A 21,845-nucleotide genomic window follows, 5' to 3' on the forward strand; every position below is an offset into this window, starting at 1 on the left:
CGGATGCAGACGTTCTGGACTCCTGGCCGCTGAGCCAGCCGCCCGCCCGATCAGACCGCTTCCGGCAAGTCTGACAGGGTGTTCTGGAACGGATGGGGACCCCCGGCACCGAGCAGGTCGGCTGGCTGCAGCTGCTTCCCGGTGCAGCCGCCCGATTTTATCGAAAATTCGTGAACTTAGCGGCAGAGCCTGCTAGATTCGGGGCCCGACGCGATGTTCGTGGTCGGGGTTTCCTCGAGCATAGCGACTTGCCCTGACCATGAAGCTGACCATCGAGCGCGCACCCCTGCTCAAGTCGCTCGGCTATGTCCAGAGCGTCGTCGAACGCCGCACGACGATCCCGATCCTGTCCAACGTCCGGCTGGAGGCGCGCGACGGCGAGCTCCTGCTCACCGCGACCGACATGGACCTGACCCTGGTCTCGCGCGAGGCCGCCGAGATCAGCGAGCCCGGCACCACCACCGTGGCCGCGCACACGCTCTACGAGATCGTCCGCCGCCTGGCCGAGGGTGCGATCGTGGAGCTGGAGCAGGCCAGCGGCAGTGCCGACCTGAACCTGCGCTCCGGCCGCTCGTCCTTCGTCCTGCCCTCGCTGCCCGCCGACGAGTTTCCGGCGATGAACGAGGAAGACCTGGGCGTCTCCTTCGAGCTGTCGGCCCAGGTGCTGCGCAAGCTCCTGGACAAGACCCGCTTCGCCATGTCCAGCGAGGAAACCCGCTACTATCTGAACGGCGTCCACCTTCATGCGACCCGCGGTGACGGTGCCGCGGCGACGTTGCGCGCGGTGGCGACCGACGGCCACCGGCTGGCCCGGGTCGAGACGCCGCTGCCTGAGGGTGCCAAGGGCATTCCACCGGTGATCGTGCCGAAGAAGACGGTGGGCGAGGCCCGGCGCCTGCTCGAGGCGCTTGACCAGGACGCCCAGGTCGGCATCGCCCTGTCGCCGTCCCGCATCCGCTTCCAGATCGGCACGACCGTGCTGGTGTCCCGCCTGATCGACGGCGTATTCCCGGACTATGAGCGGGTCATCCCGCAGGCCAACGACAAGGCGGCGCTGGTCGACGCCAAGGCCTTCGCGGTGGCGATCGACCGGGTATCGACGGTCGCGACCGACAAGGTCCGCGCGGTCAAGCTCGGGTTCTCCGAAGGCCGGGTGCTGGCGTCCGCAGTGAGTGCCGAGGCCGGCCGCGCCCAGGACGAGGTCGACTGCGAACTGTCCGGCGGCGAGATCGAGATCGGCTTCAACGCCCGCTACGTCCTGGACATCACCCAGCAGGTGGAGGGCGACCAGATCCGGCTGGAGATGGCGAGCCCCGCCTCGCCCACCCTGATTCGTGATCCCGAGGACGTCGCCACCATCTACGTGCTGATGCCGATGCGGGTATGATCGCTTCCGCCAGCGCGCCTGCCGCTGCCGACGCTTCCTTCCACCCGCCTGCCTGCGCCGCGCGCCGCCTCCAGCTCACCGGGTTCCGCAATCTCGCCGACTGCCGGCTCGACCTGCCGGGCGGGCCGGTCGTGCTGTATGGCGACAACGGTGCCGGCAAGACCAATCTGCTGGAAGCGGTGTCGATGCTGGCGCCAGGACGCGGGCTGCGCCGGGCGCGGGCCGCCGAGCAGGCATGCACTAGCGGAACTGGCAGTTGGGCAATTCATGCCCATATGGAAGGTCCAGATGGACCGCACACGATCGCTACGGGCCTGGAGCCTGGTCACGAGCGCCGCCGCTTCCGGCTGGACGGCCGTGATGTCGCCGCGCGCGAGGAACTACCCGGCATTGTCGGGGTGATCTGGCTGACCCCGGCGGAGGACCGTTTGTTCCAGGATCCACCAGCCGAGCGACGCCGCTTTCTCGACCGGCTGATCGCCACGGACGACCCGGCCTATGCCGGCCTGACCTCCCGCTATGAACGCCGCCTGCGCGAGCGCTCCAGCGTGCTGCGCAGCGGCCGGCCGGATGCGGTATGGCTGGATGCGCTGGAGGCGGGGCTGGCTGCCGATGCCGTCGCGATCGCCGCGGTGCGTGCCGAGCGGGTGCAGAGCCTGGACCGGGTGGTGGCAGCCGCCGGCGGTCCCTTCCCTGCGGTCCGCCTGGCCCTCGCCGGCGAGCTGGAAACCCTGCTCGAGGATCGGCCGGCCCTGGACGTCGAGGAGGCGGTAGCCGCCCGTCTGCAGGCCAGCCGGGACATGGATCGCGAGGCGGGCGGTGCCTCGATCGGCCCGCATCGCAGCGACCTGGTGGCGATCGATGCCGAGACCGGCACGGCCGCGGCGCGCTGCTCGACCGGCCGGCAGAAGGCCCTGCTGGTCGCGATCGTGCTGGGCGAGATCGCGCGCAAGCGCCAGGCCGGCAGTCTCGTGCCGATTCTGCTGCTCGACGAGGCCACCGCCCATCTGGACGAGCGGCGCCGCCAGGCGCTGTTCGACCGCATCACCGGCCTGCCGGGCCAGACCTGGCTGACCGGAACCGACCATGCGCCCTTCGCGCCGCTGCGCGACCAGGCCGCCTTCCTCCACCTGCACCGGGGCGACCTCGCCGATCATGTCTGACACGCCGACTCTTTCCGCCCCCATCTACGACGCCAGCTCCATCAAGGTCCTGGAGGGCCTGGAGGCCGTCCGCAAGCGACCGGGCATGTATATCGGCGACACCGATGACGGCTCCGGCCTGCACCACATGGTGTTCGAGGTGGTCGACAACGCGATCGACGAGGTGCTGGCCGGCCACGCCACCCGCGTCGAGGTGGTGCTGAACGCCGACGGCTCCTGCACGGTGGTCGACGACGGCCGCGGCATTCCGGTCGACATCCACCAGGAGATGGGCATCTCGGCCGCCGAGGTGATCATGACCGTGCTCCATGCCGGCGGGAAGTTCGACAAGAACTCCTACAAGGTGTCGGGTGGCCTGCACGGCGTCGGCGTCTCGGTGGTCAACGCATTGTCGGACCGGCTGGACCTGACGGTCTGGCGCGACGGGTTCGAGCACTTCATCCGCTTCGTCGAGGGCGGCCGCACCGAGGCGCCGCTGGACGTGGTGGGCCCGGCCGAGGGCAAGCGCGGCACCCGGGTCACCTTCTACCCCTCGCCTTCCGTTTTCACCGGGGTGGAGTTCTCCTTCGACCAGCTGGCGCACCGCCTGCGCGAGCTGGCCTTCCTGAACTCCGGCGTGCAGATCCTCCTGCGCGACCTGCGCGGCGAGGAGCCGCGCGAGGAGCTGCTGTTCTACGAGGGCGGGCTCGCCGCCTTCGCGACCTGGCTCGACCGTTCGCGCACGCCGGTCTTCCAGCCGCCGATCACAGTCGGCGGCGAGCGCGACGGCATCGTCGTCGAGGTCGCCATGCAGTGGAACGACGGCTACCACGAGGTCTGCCTGTGCTTCACCAACAACATCCCGCAACGTGACGGCGGCACCCACCTGCAGGGCTTCCGCCAGGCGCTGACCCGCGTCCTGAACAAGTATGCCGAGGACAGCGGCACGCTGAAGCGCGAGAAGGTCAATCTGTCCGGCGACGACATGCGCGAAGGCCTGACCGCGGTCCTGTCGGTCAAGGTGCCGGACCCGAAGTTCTCCTCGCAGACCAAGGACAAGCTGATCTCGTCCGAGGTGACGCCGATCGTGCAGAACCTGGTGGGCGACGCGCTCTCGCGCTGGCTGGAGGAGCATCCGGCCGAGGCCAAGCAGATCATGGGCAAGGTGGTGGAAGCCGCCACCGCCCGCGAGGCCGCCAGGCGCGCGCGCGAGCTGACCCGGCGCAAGGGTGCGCTCGACATCGCCAACCTGCCGGGCAAGCTCGCCGACTGCCAGGAGCGCGACCCGGCCAGATCCGAGCTGTTCCTGGTCGAGGGCGACAGCGCCGGCGGCTCGGCCAAGCAGGGCCGCGACCGGCAGTTCCAGGCGATCCTGCCGCTGCGCGGCAAGATCCTGAACGTCGAGCGGGCGCGGGTCGACAAGATCCTGGGCAGCCAGGAGATCGGCACGCTGATCACCGCACTCGGCACCGGCATCCGCGACGATTTCGACATCGGCAAGCTGCGCTACCACCGCATCGTCATCATGACCGATGCGGACGTGGACGGCTCGCACATCCGCACCCTGCTCTTGACCTTCTTCTACCGGCACCTGCCGGAGCTGATCGAGGCCGGCCACCTCTACATCGCCCAGCCGCCGCTCTACCGGATCAAGCGCGGCCGGGAGGAACTCTACCTCAAGGACGACGCGGCGCTGGACGATTACCTGCTGGCCACCGTGCGCGGCGAGGTGGTGCTGAGCGGCCGCGACGGGGCGCCGCTCGACATGGAGGCCGCCGACCGGGCCTTCGAGCTGTCCCGCCAGGCTGCTCAGGCGATCCGCGGGCTGGCCCGCCGGCTGCCGGCGGAGCTGATCGAGGCTCTCGCCTCGACCCGGCTGATCGGTGCCGAGGCCGATCCGGGGCTGGAGCAGGGCCAGGCGCTGGCGCGCCATCTGGTGCAGGCCGGCAATGGCCACTGGCAGGCGACCCAGGACGTGGACGGCGTGCTGATCATGCACCGCACCCGCGGCGAGCGCCGCGAGCGCTGGCGGATCGAGCCGGTCGGCCTGCGTTCGCTGGAAGCGCGCAAGGTCGCCGCGATGGTGGACGAACTGGTCGGGCTGTGGGGCGAGCACCCCACCCTGGTCCAGGGCGAGACCACCATGCCGGTCAGCGGTCCGCTGCAGCTCATGGAGCGGGTCGCCACGCTCGGCCGCAAGGGCATGCAGATCCAGCGCTACAAGGGGCTGGGCGAGATGAATCCGGAGCAGCTCTGGGAAACCACGCTGGACCCGACCAAGCGCTCGATGGTGCAGGTGAAGGTCGATCATGCCGACGAGGCCGACGAGATCTTCACCACGCTGATGGGCGACGTGGTCGACCCGCGCCGCGACTTCATCCAGAGCAACGCGCTGCGCGTGGTCAACCTGGACGTCTGATCCCCGCAGGTAAACGGTCCGGCCTCCTCAGGAGGCCGGCACCGCCGCGGCAGTGCTGCCGGCCCTGAACGGGTACTTGGCGAAGATGTCCTTCACCGCCGCGTCGATCTTGGCCTGGCTGGGCACGCCCTCGTCCGCGTCCACCTCGCCGACCGCCACCCCTTCCCACACCATCTGCCGGCGCTCCCGGTCGATCAGGTCGATGTTGAGGGTGCCTTCGGTGTAGTTCACCACCTCGCTGCCGCCGGCATAGCCGAACCAGGGGTCGTAGAACCCGCCGCGATAGCCGTAATAGCCACGGGGCCAGGGCCCCCAGGCGGCGGGCGCCGGATAGACCCGCACCTTGTCCTCCAGCCGGGCCTGAAAGTTGACCAGGAGATCCGGCTTTTCCCCCGTGTACTCATAGCCGCGCGCGGCCATTTCCCGGGACACCGCCTCCTTCAGCCGCTGGGTCAGCAGGCTGGCATAGCCGGTGCTGTCCGTGCCGAGCTTCTCGGCGAAGCCGAAGCTATGATAGGCGGCGAAGTCGGCACTCGTGTCATAGTCCGAGCGGATGGTCGGGCTGGTGGCGCAGCCGGCCAGCACCAGGACCAGGAGCGCGGCGCGCACGACCGAGGGGACCGCCATCTTGCCTCCGGCAGCTGTATTGCCGCCAGACGCTAGACCCGGCCTGGCCCCCCGACAACTATTGCACCCGGTCGATCGAAGATGCCGGCAGGTGTCGGGGCGAACCCGGTGGTCATTCCACAGCCGGAACGCCTGCAGGTTCAGGCAGGTCGTCATCCCGTTGCATCCCGCCCACGGGTCAGCCGTCGGCCGTCCGGTCGGTCTACGGCCCTTGCGGTCGAACGACGCACCAGGATGCAGCGCATTCAATTTTTCGTCAGATGTCTGATCCGAACTAGGACGGTACATGTCTAACCAGTTAACCCTCGCTATCGGTGGGGACGACCTGCCGGCGGGGAGCCCGGAGACCCGCGGCTTAAGGACAGGCCGCAGGTTCGGGGTACCCGGCAGGAGCCCCTGCTACTCGCCAAGAAGGATCGGATCATGGCTCAGATCAACGGTACCCCCGGCGACGACAACCTGGTCGGCACTCCCGGCTCCGACGAGATGCACGGCCTGGGCGGCAACGACGTCGTCGCGGGCCAGGGGGGCAATGACTTTCTGTTCGGCGAGGACGGCAACGACCAGCTGTTCGGCGAAGCCGGCGACGACGTCATTTTCGGCGGGCTCGGCAACGACGTGATGCGCGGCGGGGCCGGCGCGGACACGCTGGACGGCCAGGCCGGCAACGACGACATGTTCGGCGACTCGGGCGATGACATCCTGCGCGGCAATGACGGGCTCGACCGGCTGCAGGGCAATGACGGCAACGATGTCCTGATCGGCGGCAACGGCGACGACCGCTTCTATGGCGGCAACGGCGCGGACACGATCGCCGGCGGCGACGGCAACGACTTCGCGCATGGCGACCGGACGCAGCCGAACGTGACGCCGACCGTGGGCGCCGCCGACCGGATCTTCACCGGCAACGGCAACGACCAGATCTTCGGCGAGTTCGGGGACGACAGCCTCGACGGCGGCGCCGGCGACGACATCATCTGGGGCGGCAGCGTCGAGATCACGGTCAACACCGGCAACGACATCGGCACCGGCGGTGCCGGCAACGACATCATCCGCGCCGGTGACGGCGACGACCGGTTCTTCGGCGCGCTGGGCGACGACCAGCTGTTCGGCGAGGACGGCAATGACGGCCTGTTCGGCGGCATGGGCGACGACGTGGTCGACGGCGGTGCCGGCAACGACGAGCTGGACGGCAAGGACGGCAACGACACGCTGCTGGGTGGCGAGGGCGACGACCGGATGACCGGCGGGGTCGGCACCGACATCCTGGATGGTGGTGCCGGCAACGACCAGATCAACGGCCAGGCCGGCAACGACACGCTGACCGGCGGGGCCGGCGAGGACCTGTTCATCATCCTGCGCACCGAAGGCGACCAGGACATCATCACCGACTTCGAGGTCGGCACCGACACGATCTCGCTGCGCGGTGCCGGCAACACGGTCGAGAACGCGATCGCCGGTGCCACGGTGGTCGAGGGCAATACCGTGCTCAACCTGGGCCTCAACCACACCGTCACCCTCAACGGGGTCACCGGCGTGGATGCCTCCTGGTTCGGCTGACGCGGACCGTCACGACCCTCTTGTCCCGGCAGGCCCTCCTGGGCCTGCCTTCATATTGAAACCAGTCGGCCGCCCGCTTAAGCGGGCGCAAGAACGAGACGAGGTAGAGCGCCCCATGGCCATCATCAACGGCACCCAAGGCAACGACAACCTGTACGGCACCTCTGGTGACGACGTGATCCGCGGTTTCGAGGGGCTGGACCGGATCTTCTCGCGTCTCGGCAATGACGTGGTCATCGGCGGGGACGGCGACGACCGCATCTATGGCGGCGGCGGCTCCGACACGCTGTGGGGTGGCGCGGGCAACGACGTGATCTTCACCGACCGCGAGGAGGTTGGCGTGGTGCCGACCGAGGGTGCCGGCGACCGGGTCTATGCGGGCGACGGCAACGACCAGGTCTATGGCGAGTGGGGCGACGACTATATCGACGGCGGCGACGGCAACGACATCCTCTGGGGTGGCAACGAGGGGAACGACATCATCACCGGCGGGGCCGGTGACGACGAGATCCATGGCGGTGACGGCGCCGACATCATCTACGGCGCGGCTGGCAACGACACGCTCAGCGGCGACAGCGACAAGTGGACCCGCGACGGCGATGACCGGATCATGGGCGGCATCGGCGATGACACCATCGCCGGCTGGGAGGGCAACGACTGGCTGGAGGGCGGCTCCGGCGACGACGTGGTCGATGGCGGTGAAGGCAACGACCATCTGGTCGGCGGGACCGGCGACGACATCCTGACCGGCGGCGACGGCGACGACCAGATCAACGGCCAGTTCGGCAACGATACCATGACCGGCGGCAGCGGCGCCGACAGCTTCATCCTGCTGCGCAGTGCCGGTGATCAGGACACGATCACCGACTTCCAGATCGGTGTGGACAAGCTCGACCTGCGCGGTGCCGGCAATACACCCGACCTGGCGATCGCCAATGCCCAGGTGGTCGGTACGGACACGGTGCTCAATCTCGGCCTGAACCATGTCGTGACGCTCACCGGCGTCACCGGGATCGACGCCAGCTGGTTCGGGTGACGCAGTCTCGCTGTCCCTGGTCATTTCACGGCCAGCCACGCGCTGGCAACGCATATGGCTGCACCAGCGGTAGCCGGGGAACGACCTCCCGGCTGCCGCCGGCCTGCCGGGTCGTTGCGGCGACTGTGCCACACCGATCCGCTGCGGCAACATCAGCCGGCCATAGCCCCATCTCGGGGTCGAATCCGGGCGCAGTCTTCGCTAGCTTGCACCTGAACACCACCGGGTAGAACACAAGCCGCTTGTGCAAACCCGGTTGTGTGAAAACAATCGCCTCACAGAAAGCGGGTTGCAGTCCATGGCGCTCATCAATGGCACGTCGGGCAATGACAACCTTGCCGGCACCAACCAAGCGGACGAGATCCATGGCTTGGCCGGCGACGACGGCATCGCCGGCGGCGGGGGTGACGATCTTCTGTTTGGCGAGGAAGGTGACGACTTCATCAGCGGCAGCACGGGCAACGACACCATCCTTGGCGGCCCGGGCCGGGACACGCTGTTCGGCAATGGAGGCATCAACCTTCTTGATGGCCAGGAAGGCAACGACGTTCTCTACAGCTACGCAAGCGGCGACATCCTGCGCGGCGGCGACGGCGACGACCGCCTGTTCGGGCAGGATGGCAACGACATCCTGATCGGCGGCGCCGGCGACGACCGGTTTCTCGGCGGGGCCGGCAACGACATCGCGGCCGGTGGTGAAGGCAATGATGAGATCCGCGGTGATCGCGTCAGCGCGGAGTTCGACGTCATTCCGTCGAGCGGCGGGGACGACCACCTGACCGGTGGTGCGGGCGACGACATCATCTTCGGCGAATGGGGCAGCGACCGGATCGACGGCGGCACGGGCAACGACGAGCTGTGGGGCGGCTTCACCGGCCAGGACGTCGTGACCGGCGGTGCCGGCGACGATCACATCACCGGCGGGTCGGACGACGACACGCTGTTTGGTGCCCTCGGCAATGATCTAATCTACGGCGACAACGACCCGGACCGGCCGGACGGCGCGGACCGCCTGTTCGGCGGCATGGGGGACGACGAGGTCCATGGCGGCGGCCAGAACGACGTGCTGGACGGCAAGGCCGGGGTCGACCGGCTGTTCGGCGACGCGGGCGACGACAGCATCACCGGCGGGGATGACGGCGACATCCTGGACGGGGGCAGCGGCGCGGACGAGCTCAACGGCCAGGCCGGCAACGACACCATGACTGGCGGGGCCGGCGAGGACCTGTTCATCATCCTGCGCAGCCAGGGCGACCAGGACACCATCACCGATTTCGAGGTCGGCACCGACCGCATCGACCTGCGCGGTGCCGGCAATACCGTCGAGAACGCGCTGGCCCAGGCACAGACCGTCGACGGCAGCACGATTCTCGATCTCGGCCTGAACCATACGCTGACGCTTACCGGCGTCACCGGGGTGGATGCGTCCTGGTTCGGCTGATGCAGCAGCGGCCGAGCCCGGCGCACGGCCGACTCGATCGGCATGCCACCGGCAGGCAGGCCGCCGCATTGCTTGGCGATGCATTTTTCCCTACCGCCACCGCGCGGCACATGATGACCAGCGGCAACCCTGTAGGCGGACACCGTCCTGATTACTCCCTGCTTGGCTTGAACCGCATCAGACGCGGCTAGAACTTCACAAGGAAACTCTCCATGGCGCTCATCAACGGCACGCCCGGCAACGACAACCTGGTCGGCACGCCCGAATCCGACGAAATCCACGGCCGGGGTGGCAACGACAATCTCCTCGGCCAAGGCGGCAACGACTTCCTGTTCGGTGAGGATGGCGACGACCAGCTGAACGGCGAGGTCGGCAACGACATCATCTTCGGCGGGCTCGGCAACGACACCGCGTTCGGCGCAGCCGGCAACGACACGCTGGAAGGCCAGGCCGGCAACGACGACCTGTACGGCAACAATGGCGACGACATCATCCGCGGTGGCGACGGCCTCGACCGACTCTATGGCCACGAAGGCAACGACGTCCTGATCGGTGGCAACGGTGCCGATCGGCTCTATGGCGGGCTCGGCACGGACACGATCGCGGGTGGCGCCGGTGACGACCTGGCCTGGGGCGACCGGATGAACGTCAATGTCGAGTCCACTGCCGGTTCGGCCGACCGGATCTTCACCGGCGACGGCAACGACCAGATTTCCGGCGAGTTCGGCGACGACAGCCTCGATGGCGGCGCCGGCGACGACCTGATCTGGGGCGGCAGCCCGACCAACTCGGTCAACACCGGCAACGACATCGGCACTGGTGGTGCGGGCAACGACATCATCCGCGCCGGCGACGGTGACGACCGGTTCTTCGGCGCGCTGGGCGACGACCAGCTGTTCGGCGAGGACGGCAATGACGGCCTGTTTGGCGGCATGGGCGACGACGTGGTCGATGGCGGGGCCGGCAACGACGAGTTGGACGGCAAGGACGGCGCCGACCAGCTGCTGGGTGGCGAGGGCGACGACAAGCTGACCGGTGGAGCCGGCGACGACATTCTGGATGGCGGTGCCGGGGCCGACCAGATCAATGGCCAGGCCGGCAACGACACGCTGACCGGTGGTGCCGGCGAGGACCTGTTCATCATCCTGCGCACCGAGGGCGACCAGGACACCATCACCGACTTCGAGGTCGGCATCGACACGATCTCGCTGCGCGGCAACGGCAACACGGTCGAGAATGCGATCGCCGGTGCCACGGTGGTCGAGGGCAATACCGTGCTCAATCTGGGCCTGAACCACACCCTCACCCTCACTGGCGTGACCGGCGTGGATGCCTCCTGGTTCGGCTGAGCCCGCCCTTACTCCATTTTCCTGATCAGGACCGGCCCCGATCGCCCCCGTTGCGGTCGGGGCCGTGCCGTTTCTGGCGACGGATCACAACGCCGTCAGCACCATCCCGTCTTTCCATAAATCGGGAGATCAAGGGGTCGACATGTTCATGGACGATTGGTAACAAAATGGGGCATGGCAGATCCTTGCGCTGAGCGCAGGTGATTCTGGCCGACGTAGATACAAACCATAAAAGGAGCGCCTCGTGGCTACGATCAACGGCACCCCCGGGAATGACGAAATCCTGGGAACCCCCGAGAATGATGTGATTCGTGGCCGCGGTGGTAATGACGTCATCTATGGCCAGCTTGGCGACGACTTCCTGTACGGTGAAGACGGCGACGATATTCTGGATGGTCGCGAAGGCGCCGACATCCTGTTCGGCGGGGTGGGCAACGATACCCTCTATGGCGGCAGCGGTGCCTATGCCGATGTCCTGGAAGGCCAGGCCGGCAACGACGTGCTCTATGGCGGCAGCGGTGACGACATCCTGCGTGGCGGCGACGGTCTCGACCGGATGTTCGGCGAGAACGGCAACGACATCCTGATCGGCGGCAACGGCGACGACCGCCTCTATGGCGGGCTCGGCGAGGACACCATCTCGGCGGGTGCCGGCAACGACTTCATCCATGGCGACCGCCACCGGCCCGATGTGATCTTCCAGACCGGCGGTGCTGACCTGATCTATGGCGGCGACGGCGACGACCAGATCTTCGCCGAGTATGGCGACGACGTCGTCGATGGCGGGGCCGGCAACGACCTGATCTATGGCGGCGACGCGCTGGGCTTGATCGACAGCGGCGACGACCGGATGACCGGCGGGGCCGGTGACGACACCGTCTATGGCGGCGACGGCAACGACACGATCTTCGGCGCGCTCGGCGACGACAAGCTGTTCGGCGAGGACGGCGATGACGGGCTGTTCGGCGGCCTGGGCGACGACGTGCTCGATGGCGGCGCCGGCAACGACATCCTCGACGGCAAGGCCGGCAACGACGTGATCGAGGGCGGGGCCGGCGACGACTTCATTACCGGCGGCGACGGTGACGACGTCATCAGCGGCGGCGATGGCGACGATTCGATCAACGGCCAGTTCGGTAACGACACCATGACCGGCGGGGCCGGCGCCGACACCTTCATCATTCTGCGCAGCGCCGGCGACCAGGACACGATCACCGACTTTGAGGTCGGCATCGACAAGATCGACCTGCGCGGCGGCGGCAACACGGTGGAGAACGCGATCGCCGGTGCCAGCGTGGTCGAGGGCAGCACCGTGCTCAACCTCGGCCTGAACCACCTCGTGACGCTCACCGGCGTCACCGGCGTGGACGCGTCCTGGTTCGGCTGAGCCGCACCGCCAAACCATCCCCGTCCCATGCCGCGCCCGTGGCATGGGACGTCTGTCCTCTCAGCGTTCGGAACGAGACCACCCGATGGCAGTGATCAACGGCACGCCTGGCAACGATGTGCTCAACGGCACCAATCAGGCCGACATCATCCGTGGCCTGGCCGGTGCCGACAGCATCAACGGACAGGGCGGCGACGACCTCCTGTTCGGTGACGAAGGCAACGACATCGTCAATGGCGGCATGGGCCACGATGTTGTCTATGGCGGGTCGGGCAGCGACACGCTGTATGGCGGCAGCGGGCATGATCGGCTCTATGGCGAAGCCGGCAACGACTCCCTGTTCGGCTATAGCGGCAACGACATCCTGTTCGGCGGCGATGGCGTGGACCGGATCTTCGGGCAGGACGGCAACGACATCCTGTCCGGCGGCGCCGGCAACGACCGGATGCTCGGCGGCAAGGGTGACGACATCATCTATGGCGGCGAAGGCGACGACGTCATCCGCGGCGACCGTGAGAGCGTCGAATGGGACGTGGCACCCACCGAGGGCGGTGCCGACCGCCTCTATGGCGGCGACGGCGACGACCTCATCTATGGCGAGTGGGGTGACGACTATATCGACGGCGGCACCGGCAATGACGAGCTCTGGGGCGGCTTCACCGGCAAGGACGTGATCACCGGTGGGGCCGGCGACGACAAGGTCTATGGCGGCTCGGACGACGACATCCTCTATGGCGCCGCCGGCAACGACGTCATCTATGGCGACAACGACCCGAACCGGCCGGATGGTGCCGACCGGATCTTCGGCGGGCTGGGCGACGACACGATTTATGCCGGCGGCAAGGACGACCTGGTCGATGGCGGAGCCGGCGACGACGTGATCGATGGTGGCAGCGGCAATGACTTCATCACCGGCGGGGCTGGCGACGACATCATCGACGGCGGCACCGGCGACGACATCATCAACGGCCAGTTCGGCAACGACACCATGACCGGCGGTGCGGGTGCCGACACCTTCATCATCCTGCGGGTGGCCGGCGATCAGGACACGATCACCGACTTCCAGGCCGGCACCGACAAGATCGAGCTGCGCGGCTACGGCAACACCGTGGAGAACGCGCTGGCCGGCGCCAGCGTGGTGGATGGCAACACCATCCTGAACCTGGGCCTCGACCACACCGTGACGCTCACCGGCGTCACCGGCGTGGACGCGTCCTGGTTCGGTTGACCGGCTGGGCCGGCTGCACGCCCTGGCGCAGTCGGCCCAAGCAGCTCACCCGCGCGGCAGGAGCCCAATCTCGCCGGCATCGGTGATCGGCCGCGACGGCCCGCGGTCGCCGTGCAGCTTGCGGGCCCGGCCCTCGAAGGCGGCGACCATCCGGCGCACTGCCTCGTCGAACAAGAGGCCGATCAGCTGCTGCAGAACCCGGGACTTGAACTCGAAATCCACGTGGAAGTCGAGGATGCAGCCCCCCTCGGGTCCGTCCAGGAACTTCCAGTAGTTGTTCATGTACTTGAACGGACCGTTCACGTACTCGACGTGGATCGTCCGCTCCATCCGGTCGAGCGTGACCTTCGAGGTGAACTTCTCCCGCCAGACCTTGAAGCTGATCACCAGGTCGGCGAGGAACATGTCGTCCTGCCGCTCGGTGATCCGCGCCGCCGAGCACCAGGGCAGGAACTCCGGATAGCGGTCGACTGCCGCGACGATCTCGTAGAGCTGGTTCGGGGTGTAGGGCAGATAGCGGCGTTCGGAGTGGGTCGGCATTACTCGGCTGCTTCGAAGCGGATTCCTTGACGGGCGAGCTGCGCGTCGCGCGCTTCCTTCAGCCGGGCGAAGTCGTCGCCGGCATGGTGCGAGGACCTGGTCAGCGGCGAGCTCGACACCATCAGGAAGCCCTTGGCGCGCGCCATCTTGGAATGCGCTTCGAACTCCGAGGGTTCCACGAAGCGGATCACCGGATGGTGCCGGCGGGTCGGCTGCAGGTACTGGCCGATCGTGATGAAGTCGACCTCGGCCGAGCGCATGTCGTCCATCACCTGATGGATCTCGCGCTTCTCCTCGCCCAGACCCAGCATCACGCCGGACTTGGTGAAGATCGAGGGGTCAAGTTCCTTGACCTTCTGCAGCAGGCGCAGCGAGTGGAAATAGCGCGCACCCGGCCGCACCGTCCGGTAGAGGCGCGGCACCGTCTCGAGATTGTGGTTGTAGACGTCGGGCCTGGCCGCCACGACCTTCTCGATCGCCCCGGGCTTGCGCAGGAAGTCGGGGGTGAGGATCTCGACCGTGGTCTCGGGCGAGCGCTCGCGGATCGCGTTGATCACCCGGACGAACTGGAAGGCACCGCCGTCCGGCAGATCGTCGCGGTCCACCGAGGTGATCACCACGTGCTTGAGGCCCATCGCCTCCACCGCCTCGGCGACATGGCGCGGCTCGTGCGGGTCGACCGCCACCGGCATGCCGGTCTTGACGTTGCAGAACGCGCAGGCCCGGGTGCAGGTGTCGCCCAGGATCATGAAGGTCGCGTGCTTCTGCTGCCAGCACTCGCCCATGTTCGGGCAGGCGGCTTCCTCGCACACGGTGTGCAGCTTCTTGGCCCGCATCAGCTTGCGGACCTCGTGATAGGTCTCCGACGTCGGCGCCTTGACCCGGATCCAGGCGGGCTTGCGCTGGAACTGCGGCGGCGTGATCGTGACCGTGGCCATCAGCTACCCTTCAACCAAACCGGCCCGTCCCCGACCGGACGGGGCGGACGTGCACCTCAGAAGTGGATGGCCCGACCATAGGCCGCAAGCGTCGACTCGTGCATCATTTCCGAAAGCGTCGGATGCGGGAAGATGGTGGCCATGAGGTCTTCCTCGGTGGCTTCCATCTGCCGCGCGATCACGAAGCCCTGGATCAGCTCGGTGACTTCCGCGCCGATCAGGTGCGCGCCCAGGAACTCGCCGGTCTTGACGTCGAACACGGTCTTCACCAGCCCGTCCGGCTCGCCGAGTGCGATCGCCTTGCCGTTGCCGATGAACGGGAACCGGCCGACCTTGACCTCGTAGCCGGCCTTCTTGGCCGCCTCCTCGGTATAGCCCACGCTCGCCACCTGCGGGGTGCAGTAGGTGCAGCCCGGGATCTTGGTCAGGTCGAGCGGGTGCGGGTGGCCCTTGCCGGCGATCTTCTCGACGCACATGACGCCCTCGTGGCTGGCCTTGTGCGCGAGCCAGGGCGCCCCCACCAGATCGCCGATCGCATAGACGCCGGGCTCCCCGGTCCGGCACCATTCGTCGACCACCACATGGGAGCGCTCGACTTTGATCTTGGTGCCTTCCAGGCCGATATGCTCGGTGTTGCCGACGATGCCGACCGCGGAGATCACCCGCTCGACCTCGACCTGCTCGGTCTTGCCGCCCGGCATCTCCAGCGTGGCGACCACCGAATCGGCCTTCTTGTCGAGCTTGGCGACCTTGGTGCCGACCCGGATCTTCATGCCGCGCTTCTCGAACTGCTTCTGGGCGAGCGCCGAGATCTCGGCATCCTCGACCGGCAGCACCCGCTCCAGCACCTCGACCACGGTGACCTCGGCGCCCATCGAGCGGTAGAACGAGGCGAACTCGATGCCGATGGCCCCGCTGCCCACCACCAGGACCGATTTCGGCATGGCCGGCGGGACCATCGCCTCCTTGTAGGTCCAGACCAGCTTGCCGTCCGGCTCCAGGCCGGGCAGCACCCGTGCGCGGGCGCCGGTCGCCAGGATGATGTGCGGGGCGGAAATCGTCTCCTCGCCGCCCTTGGTCGTGACCTTCAGCGTGTTCTTGCCGGCGAGCGCACCCGCCCCGTCGAACACGGTCACCTTGTTCTTCTTGAGCAGGTGCTTGACGCCGCCGGAGAGCTGCGCCGCCACGCCGCGGCTGCGCTTGACCACCGCCGTCGCATCGAAGCCGCGGTCCTTGACGCTCAGGCCGAACGCCTCGGGGTGGCCCATATAGTCGTAGATCTCGGCCGAACGCAGCAGCGCCTTGGTCGGGATGCAGCCCCAGTTCAGGCAGATCCCGCCCAGATGCTCGCGCTCGACCAGCGCGGTCTTCATGCCGAGCTGCGCTGCCCGGATCGCCGCCACGTAGCCACCCGGCCCACCGCCGACGACCACCAGATCGAAACTGTGGTTGGCCATTAGCTAATCCCACTCAGAGAAGCCGTTTGCGACGGCAGGTCACGCAGCACCCGATCGGCCAGGTCCGCCCATGGCCGGACGTCCCAGAAACCCGAGGCCGCACCCGACGTGGACGGCAGGATGAACAATTCTTCGGCGACACCATGCGGATCGGCCGCCGGCCCGTAGCACAAGGCAGCGGTCGGCTTCCCCAGCCAGTGGCTGGCCGCCCGCTTGCCATTGAACGCGATGCGCCTTGGCCGGATCCGTGCCAGCTTGGCGCGCAGCAGGGCGACGTCGCGCGGTGCCACCTCGATCTCGACGTCGCTGCCGGACTGGCGCTTCTGCACGTCGGTCAGGCCCATGCCATGGCGGAGGATCTCCCGCTCCCGGTCCGGGGTGAGCCGTTCCGGGGTGAGGCCGACCGCGGCCAGGGTCGGCCAGAACTTGTTGCCGGGCCCGGCATAGTGGCGGCGCCGCAGTGCCGACACCCGCCCGCTCGCCATGCCGACGAACACCACGCGCAGGCCCGGTCCCAGCACGTCGTCGAGGACATCGTCCCCCGGCGAGACCGTGGCTAGTCCGGGCATGGCACGGGCGATCCTCACAGCAGGAGCGACAGCGGGTCCTCCACGGTCTTCTTGAACACCTGCAGGAACTCCGCACCCAGCGCGCCATCCACCACCCGATGGTCGGTGGAGAGCGTGACGCTCATCACGGTGGCGATCGCGAGCGCGTCGTTCTTCACCACCGGACGCTTCTCGCCGGCTCCCACCGCCAGGATGCAGGCCTGCGGCGGGTTGATGACCGCGGCGAAGTCCTTCACCCCGTACATGCCGAGATTGCTGATCGAGAAGCCGCCACCCTGGAACTCCTCGGGCTTGAGCTTGCCGTCCTTGGCCCGCTTGGCGAGATCCTTCATCTCCGCGGAGATGGTGGCCAGCCCCTTCTGGTCGGCCTTGCGGATGATCGGCGTGATCAGCCCGCCCTCGATCGCGACCGCCACCGAGATGTCGATGTCGTCGAACTGGTAGATCTTGTCGCCACCCCAGGCGGCGTTCACGCCCGGGATCTTCTTCATGCCCTGGGCGACCGCCTTGATGACGAAGTCGTTCACCGAGAGCTTGTAGTCGACCTTCGGCCGGCTGTTCAGCTCCTCGCGCAGCTTGAGCAGCGCATCGAGCTCGACATCGACCGTCAGGTAGAAGTGCGGGATGGTCGCCTTGGCTTCGCTCAACCGGCGCGCGATCACCTTGCGCATGTTGTTGAGCTGGATGACCTGGTGCGGCGCGGTCGGAGCCGGGATCGCGGCCGGTGCTGCCGCCGGAGCCGGGGCCGCTGCCGGTGCTGCCGCCTCGGCCGGCTTGGCCGCCGCCTTGGGGGCACCCGCCGCCTTCTCGATGTCGGCCTTCACGATGCGCCCGTGCGGGCCGCTGCCGGTGACCGTGCTGAGGTCGATCCCGGCCAGCGCCGCCATCCGCTTGGCCAGCGGCGAGGCGAACACCCGGTCGCCGTCCGCCTTGGCGGGTTGCGCGGTCGCGGCGCCGGTGTTGGACCCGGCACCCGGTGCGCCCGCGACCCCGGCGGGCTTGGCATCGCCGCCCGGCGCCGGGCCGGCCGCCTTCATCCGCTCGGCCTCGACCGGGCCCTCGGCTGCCGCACGCGGCGCCTCGGGTGCGGGCTGGCCGGGTGCCGTGGCGGCGGCACCTTCGGCCGCCGAGGCATCCTCGCCCTCTTCCAGCAGCACGGCGATCGGCGTGTTGACGGCGACACCCTGGGTACCCTCCGGCACCAGGATCTTGCCGAGCACGCCCTCGTCGACCGCCTCGAACTCCATCGTGGCCTTGTCGGTCTCGATCTCGCACATGACGTCGCCGGACTTGACCGCGTCGCCTTCCTTCTTGAGCCAGCGGGCCAGATTGCCTTCGCTCATCGTCGGCGAGAGCGCAGGCATCAGGATTTGTATGCTCATCCGGTCGTTTCCCCCCGCCTTCCCCATCAAGTCCGGTAGCAGACGGCCTTGGCCGCCTCCACCATGTCCTGCACCTGCGGCAGCGCCAGCTTCTCCAGATTGGCGGCATAGGGCATCGGCACGTCCTTGCCGGTCACCCGCACCACCGGCGCGTCCAGATAGTCGAAGGCGTGCTCCATCATCAGCGCCGCCATCTCCGAGCCGATGCCCGACTGCGGCCAGCCCTCCTCGACCGACACCAGCCGGTTGGTCTTCTTCACCGAGTTCACGATCGTCTCGACATCCAGCGGCCGGATGGTGCGCAGGTCGATCAGCTCCACCGAGATGCCCTGCTCCGCCAGCGCGTCCGCGGCGGCCACGGCATGGCCCATCATCAAGGAGAAGGCGGTCATGGTGACGTCCGTCCCTTCCCGCACCACCTTGGCCTTGCCGATCGGCAGGACGTGGTCGTCGATCTGCGGCACCTCGAAGCTCTGGCCGTAGAGCATCTCGTTCTCGAGGAACACGACCGGGTTCGGGTCGCGGATCGCGGCCTTGAGCAGGCCCTTGGCGTCCGCCGCCGACCAGGGGGCGACCACCTTCAGGCCCGGGCAGTGCGCATACCAGGAGCTGTATTCCTGGCTGTGCTGGGCGGCGACGCGCGCGGCGGCACCGTTCGGCCCGCGGAACACGATCGGGCAGCCCATCTGGCCGCCGGCCATGTACAGCGTTTTCGCTGCCGAGTTGATGATGTGGTCCATCGCCTGCATGGCGAAGTTCCAGGTCATGAACTCCACGATCGGCCGCAGCCCGGCCATGGCCGCACCCACGCCCAATCCTGCGAAACCATGCTCGGTGATCGGTGTGTCGATCACCCGCTTGGCGCCGAACTCGTCGAGCAGGCCCTGGCTGACCTTGTAGGCGCCCTGGTACTGGGCGACTTCCTCGCCCATCAGGAACACCTTGGGATCGCGGCGCATCTCCTCGGCCATCGCGTCGCGCAGGGCCTCGCGCACCGTCTGCTTCACGAAGGTCGTGCCCGCCGGCAGGTCCGGATCGGCCGCGGCCGGCTTCTTCGCCTCGGCCGGTATCCTGCCGGCGGGCGCGGGTGCCTGACCCTCGCTGGGTGCCGCCGGCGCCTCGCTGGCCGGCTTCTCGCCGACCGGCGCATGGTCGGCGGTGCGCGGCTCGTCGCCCTTGGCGCGCCCGCCGGTCGCGGCGGAAGCGGTGGTCGGGATGGCGTCGGCGCTCTCGCCCTCTTCCAGCAGCACGCCGATCGGCGTGTTGACCGCCACCCCCTGGGTGCCTTCCGGCACCAGGATCTTGCCGAGCACGCCCTCGTCGACCGCCTCGAACTCCATCGTCGCCTTGTCGGTCTCGATCTCGGCCAGGATGTCGCCCGACTTGACCGGATCACCCTCCTTCTTCAGCCAGCGGGCGAGATTGCCCTCGGTCATGGTCGGCGACAGGGCCGGCATCAAAATCTCGGTCGGCATGACGTTGCGCCCCAGGATCAGGATTCTACCAGGATGTCGGTCCAAAGCTCGGACGGGTCGGGTTCTGGGCTGTCCTGGGCGAACTTGGCGCTCTCGTTGACGACGTCGCGGATCTCCTTGTCGATCGCCTTGAACGCCGCCTCGTCGGCAAAGCCGTTGACCTCGATGATCCGTTTCAGGTTCTCGATCGGGTCGTGCTGGGTCCGCATTTCCTCGACCTCGTCCTTGGTGCGGTACTTGGCCGGATCGGACATGGAATGGCCGCGATAGCGATAGGTCATCGCTTCCAGGATCTGCGGCCCCTCCCCGGCACGGATCTTCTCGACCAGCCGGCTGGCGGTCGCCTCCACCGCGAGCACGTCCATGCCGTCGACCTGCTCGCCCGGGATGCCGTACGCCCGGCCCCGGTCGCACAGGCGCTCGCCGGCCGCCGCGCGCTGCACCGAGGTGCCCATGCCGTAGCGGTTGTTCTCGATCACGTAGAGCACCGGCAGCTTCCACAAAGCCGCCATGTTGAACGATTCGTAGACCTGACCCTGGTTGACCGCGCCGTCGCCGCAATAGGCGGCGCACAGCCCGCCATCCTCTTCATACTGGTGCGCGAACGCGATGCCGGTGCCGAGCGGGATCTGCGCGCCGACGATGCCGTGCCCGCCATAGAACTTCTTGTCCTTGGCGAACATGTGCATCGAGCCGCCCTTGCCCTTGGAGTAGCCGGACTCGCGGCCGGTCAGCTCGGCCATCACCCGCCGCGGATCCATGCCGCACACCAGCATGTGGCCGTGGTCGCGGTAGCCGGTGATCACCGAATCCTTCTCGGTCAGCGCATGCTGGATCCCGACCGCGACCGCCTCCTGACCGATATAGAGGTGGCAGAAGCCACCGATCAGGCCCATGCCGTAGAGCTGGCCGGCCTTCTCCTCGAACCGGCGGATCAGCAGCATCTCCCGGTACCAGGCCATCAGGGTCTCGGGCTGCGGCAGATTGCTGACGGCCGTGACGGCGTCGCCCCCGTTCCCGTTCTTGCGCTTGCTCATGGCGGTCATCCAGCTTCCCCCCTGGATAGCGGCGTCTTAGGCACTCGTGCAGCGCCGGCCGCCTTCGCTGGCCGGCAACCTGTGGCGGCGGCGCGATTTGCGCAAGGCCGAAGCTGCATGGCTTCCACGTGCAGATGCCATCAACGGACCGACACCGACAGTCCTCGGCGATGCATGGGCGTCATGCGCAGCTAGAACGACGGGCGTATGCTGCATTGCACAACGAATGTCTTCCCCGATACTTCGCCCTGACTGTTGCATTGCCCAGTCGGGCGGGACTGTACCACACCCTGAACAGCGTCCGAGCCCGGATCGGGTTCCGGCACGCGGTCCGGAAGCGGACTGGCCGGCGGGACGAGGTCGGCCGGTTTTGCACTCGCGGGGCGCGCGAATTCAGGCTACTTCCACTATCGTGCGAAGTTGGAGCGAACATGATCGCGGCGGACTATGTCGACCGGTTCTGGATCTGGCTGCGCCGGGAGATCCGCTGGCGCTGGCTCGGCAGTCTCCTGCTCCTGCTCAGCGCCTGGTTCGCCTGGCACGCGCTGCACGGCTCGCGCGGCTTCTATGCCTACATGGACCAGCGCCGTTCGGTGCAGGTGCTGGAGCAGGACCTCACCGCGCTCGCGGCCAAGCGTGACGCGCTCAAGCGCCAGCAGGCCCTGCTCGGCGACCGGACGATGGACGCCGATCTCCTGGAGGAGAAACTCCTGGGGCTGGGCTGGGCGCGCCGCGGCGACGTGTTCATTCCCGACCACATGATCGGCGACGCGCTGGACAAGTAGCCGGGCATGGCGGCCCGCCCGGAGGACCGCTCGCTCACTCCCTGGTGACATGAGCGTGAGCGCCCGTCGGACAGGCCGCCAGAGGC

The 21,845-nt window shown here is 67.9% G+C and carries 18 protein-coding genes; 10 read left to right on the forward strand and 8 right to left on the reverse strand.

Annotated features, from left to right (window positions below):
* Window positions 1–259 precede the first annotated feature (259 nt).
* The 3 genes from dnaN to gyrB are packed head-to-tail and all read left to right on the forward strand — an operon-like array spanning window position 260 to window position 4,948.
* A complete protein-coding gene (gene dnaN, locus VNS22_RS16355) occupies window positions 260–1,387 on the forward strand; it encodes a DNA polymerase III subunit beta (RefSeq protein WP_325734261.1) in 1,128 nt (375 codons plus the stop codon).
* Entirely contained in the window at window positions 1,384–2,550 is a 1,167-nt protein-coding gene (gene recF / locus VNS22_RS16360) for a DNA replication/repair protein RecF (protein WP_325734263.1), read from the forward strand. The genes dnaN and recF overlap by 4 nt, the downstream gene beginning before the upstream one ends.
* Entirely contained in the window at window positions 2,543–4,948 is a 2,406-nt protein-coding gene (gyrB, locus tag VNS22_RS16365; RefSeq protein WP_325734265.1) for a DNA topoisomerase (ATP-hydrolyzing) subunit B, read from the forward strand. Before recF ends, gyrB begins: the two co-directional genes overlap by 8 nt.
* Before the next feature lie 27 nt (window positions 4,949–4,975).
* Here gyrB and VNS22_RS16370 read toward each other — a convergent pair whose 3' ends face one another.
* Window positions 4,976–5,575, reverse strand: a complete 600-nt coding sequence (locus VNS22_RS16370) for a DUF4136 domain-containing protein (RefSeq protein WP_325734266.1) — start codon at window positions 5,573–5,575, stop codon at window positions 4,976–4,978.
* Between the two features lie 423 nt (window positions 5,576–5,998).
* Between VNS22_RS16370 and VNS22_RS16375 the strand changes: the two genes are divergently transcribed.
* The 6 genes from VNS22_RS16375 (at window position 5,999) to VNS22_RS16400 (ending at window position 13,576) form a co-directional block, all read left to right on the forward strand.
* Complete coding sequence (locus VNS22_RS16375) at window positions 5,999–7,135, forward strand: calcium-binding protein (protein ID WP_325734267.1); 1,137 nt, start codon at window positions 5,999–6,001, stop codon at window positions 7,133–7,135.
* 115 nt (window positions 7,136–7,250) lie between these two features.
* Entirely contained in the window at window positions 7,251–8,171 is a 921-nt protein-coding gene (locus VNS22_RS16380) for a calcium-binding protein (protein ID WP_325734269.1), read from the forward strand.
* Between the two features lie 298 nt (window positions 8,172–8,469).
* Entirely contained in the window at window positions 8,470–9,612 is a 1,143-nt protein-coding gene (locus tag VNS22_RS16385; protein WP_325734271.1) for a calcium-binding protein, read from the forward strand.
* Between the two features lie 212 nt (window positions 9,613–9,824).
* Window positions 9,825–10,961, forward strand: coding sequence for a calcium-binding protein (locus VNS22_RS16390; protein WP_325734273.1), 1,137 nt, complete (start codon window positions 9,825–9,827; stop codon window positions 10,959–10,961).
* A 244-nt stretch (window positions 10,962–11,205) separates the two neighbouring features.
* Window positions 11,206–12,348: a calcium-binding protein gene (locus VNS22_RS16395; RefSeq protein WP_325734275.1), complete on the forward strand. Its 1,143-nt coding sequence runs from the start codon at window positions 11,206–11,208 to the stop codon at window positions 12,346–12,348.
* Between the two features lie 85 nt (window positions 12,349–12,433).
* Window positions 12,434–13,576, forward strand: coding sequence for a calcium-binding protein (locus VNS22_RS16400; RefSeq protein WP_325734277.1), 1,143 nt, complete (start codon window positions 12,434–12,436; stop codon window positions 13,574–13,576).
* Between the two features lie 45 nt (window positions 13,577–13,621).
* Here VNS22_RS16400 and VNS22_RS16405 read toward each other — a convergent pair whose 3' ends face one another.
* The 7 genes from VNS22_RS16405 to pdhA are packed head-to-tail and all read right to left on the reverse strand — an operon-like array spanning window position 13,622 to window position 20,974.
* The gene (locus VNS22_RS16405) at window positions 13,622–14,116 is read right to left on the reverse strand and encodes a type II toxin-antitoxin system RatA family toxin (RefSeq protein ID WP_325734279.1); all 495 of its coding nucleotides are present in this window, start codon (window positions 14,114–14,116) and stop codon (window positions 13,622–13,624) included.
* Window positions 14,116–15,054, reverse strand: coding sequence for a lipoyl synthase (gene lipA / locus VNS22_RS16410; protein ID WP_325734281.1), 939 nt, complete (start codon window positions 15,052–15,054; stop codon window positions 14,116–14,118). The genes VNS22_RS16405 and lipA overlap by 1 nt, the downstream gene beginning before the upstream one ends.
* 56 nt (window positions 15,055–15,110) lie before the next feature.
* Window positions 15,111–16,511: a dihydrolipoyl dehydrogenase gene (gene lpdA / locus VNS22_RS16415; RefSeq protein ID WP_325734283.1), complete on the reverse strand. Its 1,401-nt coding sequence runs from the start codon at window positions 16,509–16,511 to the stop codon at window positions 15,111–15,113.
* Complete coding sequence (locus VNS22_RS16420) at window positions 16,511–17,080, reverse strand: mismatch-specific DNA-glycosylase (protein WP_325734285.1); 570 nt, start codon at window positions 17,078–17,080, stop codon at window positions 16,511–16,513. Before VNS22_RS16420 ends, lpdA begins: the two co-directional genes overlap by 1 nt.
* Before the next feature lie 14 nt (window positions 17,081–17,094).
* Window positions 17,095–18,462: a pyruvate dehydrogenase complex dihydrolipoamide acetyltransferase gene (locus VNS22_RS16425; protein WP_325734287.1), complete on the reverse strand. Its 1,368-nt coding sequence runs from the start codon at window positions 18,460–18,462 to the stop codon at window positions 17,095–17,097.
* Window positions 18,463–18,488: 26 nt separating this feature from the next.
* Window positions 18,489–19,937, reverse strand: a complete 1,449-nt coding sequence (locus tag VNS22_RS16430; protein ID WP_325734288.1) for a pyruvate dehydrogenase complex E1 component subunit beta — start codon at window positions 19,935–19,937, stop codon at window positions 18,489–18,491.
* Window positions 19,938–19,954: 17 nt separating this feature from the next.
* A complete protein-coding gene (gene pdhA, locus VNS22_RS16435) occupies window positions 19,955–20,974 on the reverse strand; it encodes a pyruvate dehydrogenase (acetyl-transferring) E1 component subunit alpha (protein WP_325734290.1) in 1,020 nt (339 codons plus the stop codon).
* Window positions 20,975–21,405: 431 nt separating this feature from the next.
* Between pdhA and VNS22_RS16440 the strand changes: the two genes are divergently transcribed.
* On the forward strand, window positions 21,406–21,759 hold the full coding sequence (locus VNS22_RS16440) for an FtsB family cell division protein (protein WP_325734292.1): 354 nt from the start codon (window positions 21,406–21,408) through the stop codon (window positions 21,757–21,759).
* Window positions 21,760–21,845 lie beyond the last annotated feature (86 nt).

The sequence above is a fragment of the Geminicoccus sp. genome (assembly GCF_035556675.1).
Classification (GTDB): Bacteria; Pseudomonadota; Alphaproteobacteria; order Geminicoccales; family Geminicoccaceae; genus Geminicoccus.

Coding starts and splice junctions, on each gene's coding strand:
- dnaN (WP_325734261.1), top strand. CDS start 260: ATGAAGCTGACCATCGAGCGCGCACCCCTGCTCAAGTCGCTCGGCTAT.
- recF (WP_325734263.1), top strand. CDS start 1,384: ATGATCGCTTCCGCCAGCGCGCCTGCCGCTGCCGACGCTTCCTTCCAC.
- gyrB (WP_325734265.1), top strand. CDS start 2,543: ATGTCTGACACGCCGACTCTTTCCGCCCCCATCTACGACGCCAGCTCC.
- VNS22_RS16370 (WP_325734266.1), bottom strand. CDS start 5,575: ATGGCGGTCCCCTCGGTCGTGCGCGCCGCGCTCCTGGTCCTGGTGCTG.
- VNS22_RS16375 (WP_325734267.1), top strand. CDS start 5,999: ATGGCTCAGATCAACGGTACCCCCGGCGACGACAACCTGGTCGGCACT.
- VNS22_RS16380 (WP_325734269.1), top strand. CDS start 7,251: ATGGCCATCATCAACGGCACCCAAGGCAACGACAACCTGTACGGCACC.
- VNS22_RS16385 (WP_325734271.1), top strand. CDS start 8,470: ATGGCGCTCATCAATGGCACGTCGGGCAATGACAACCTTGCCGGCACC.
- VNS22_RS16390 (WP_325734273.1), top strand. CDS start 9,825: ATGGCGCTCATCAACGGCACGCCCGGCAACGACAACCTGGTCGGCACG.
- VNS22_RS16400 (WP_325734277.1), top strand. CDS start 12,434: ATGGCAGTGATCAACGGCACGCCTGGCAACGATGTGCTCAACGGCACC.
- VNS22_RS16405 (WP_325734279.1), bottom strand. CDS start 14,116: ATGCCGACCCACTCCGAACGCCGCTATCTGCCCTACACCCCGAACCAG.
- lipA (WP_325734281.1), bottom strand. CDS start 15,054: ATGGCCACGGTCACGATCACGCCGCCGCAGTTCCAGCGCAAGCCCGCC.
- lpdA (WP_325734283.1), bottom strand. CDS start 16,511: ATGGCCAACCACAGTTTCGATCTGGTGGTCGTCGGCGGTGGGCCGGGT.
- VNS22_RS16420 (WP_325734285.1), bottom strand. CDS start 17,080: ATGCCCGGACTAGCCACGGTCTCGCCGGGGGACGATGTCCTCGACGAC.
- VNS22_RS16425 (WP_325734287.1), bottom strand. CDS start 18,462: ATGAGCATACAAATCCTGATGCCTGCGCTCTCGCCGACGATGAGCGAA.
- VNS22_RS16430 (WP_325734288.1), bottom strand. CDS start 19,937: ATGCCGACCGAGATTTTGATGCCGGCCCTGTCGCCGACCATGACCGAG.
- pdhA (WP_325734290.1), bottom strand. CDS start 20,974: ATGAGCAAGCGCAAGAACGGGAACGGGGGCGACGCCGTCACGGCCGTC.
- VNS22_RS16440 (WP_325734292.1), top strand. CDS start 21,406: ATGATCGCGGCGGACTATGTCGACCGGTTCTGGATCTGGCTGCGCCGG.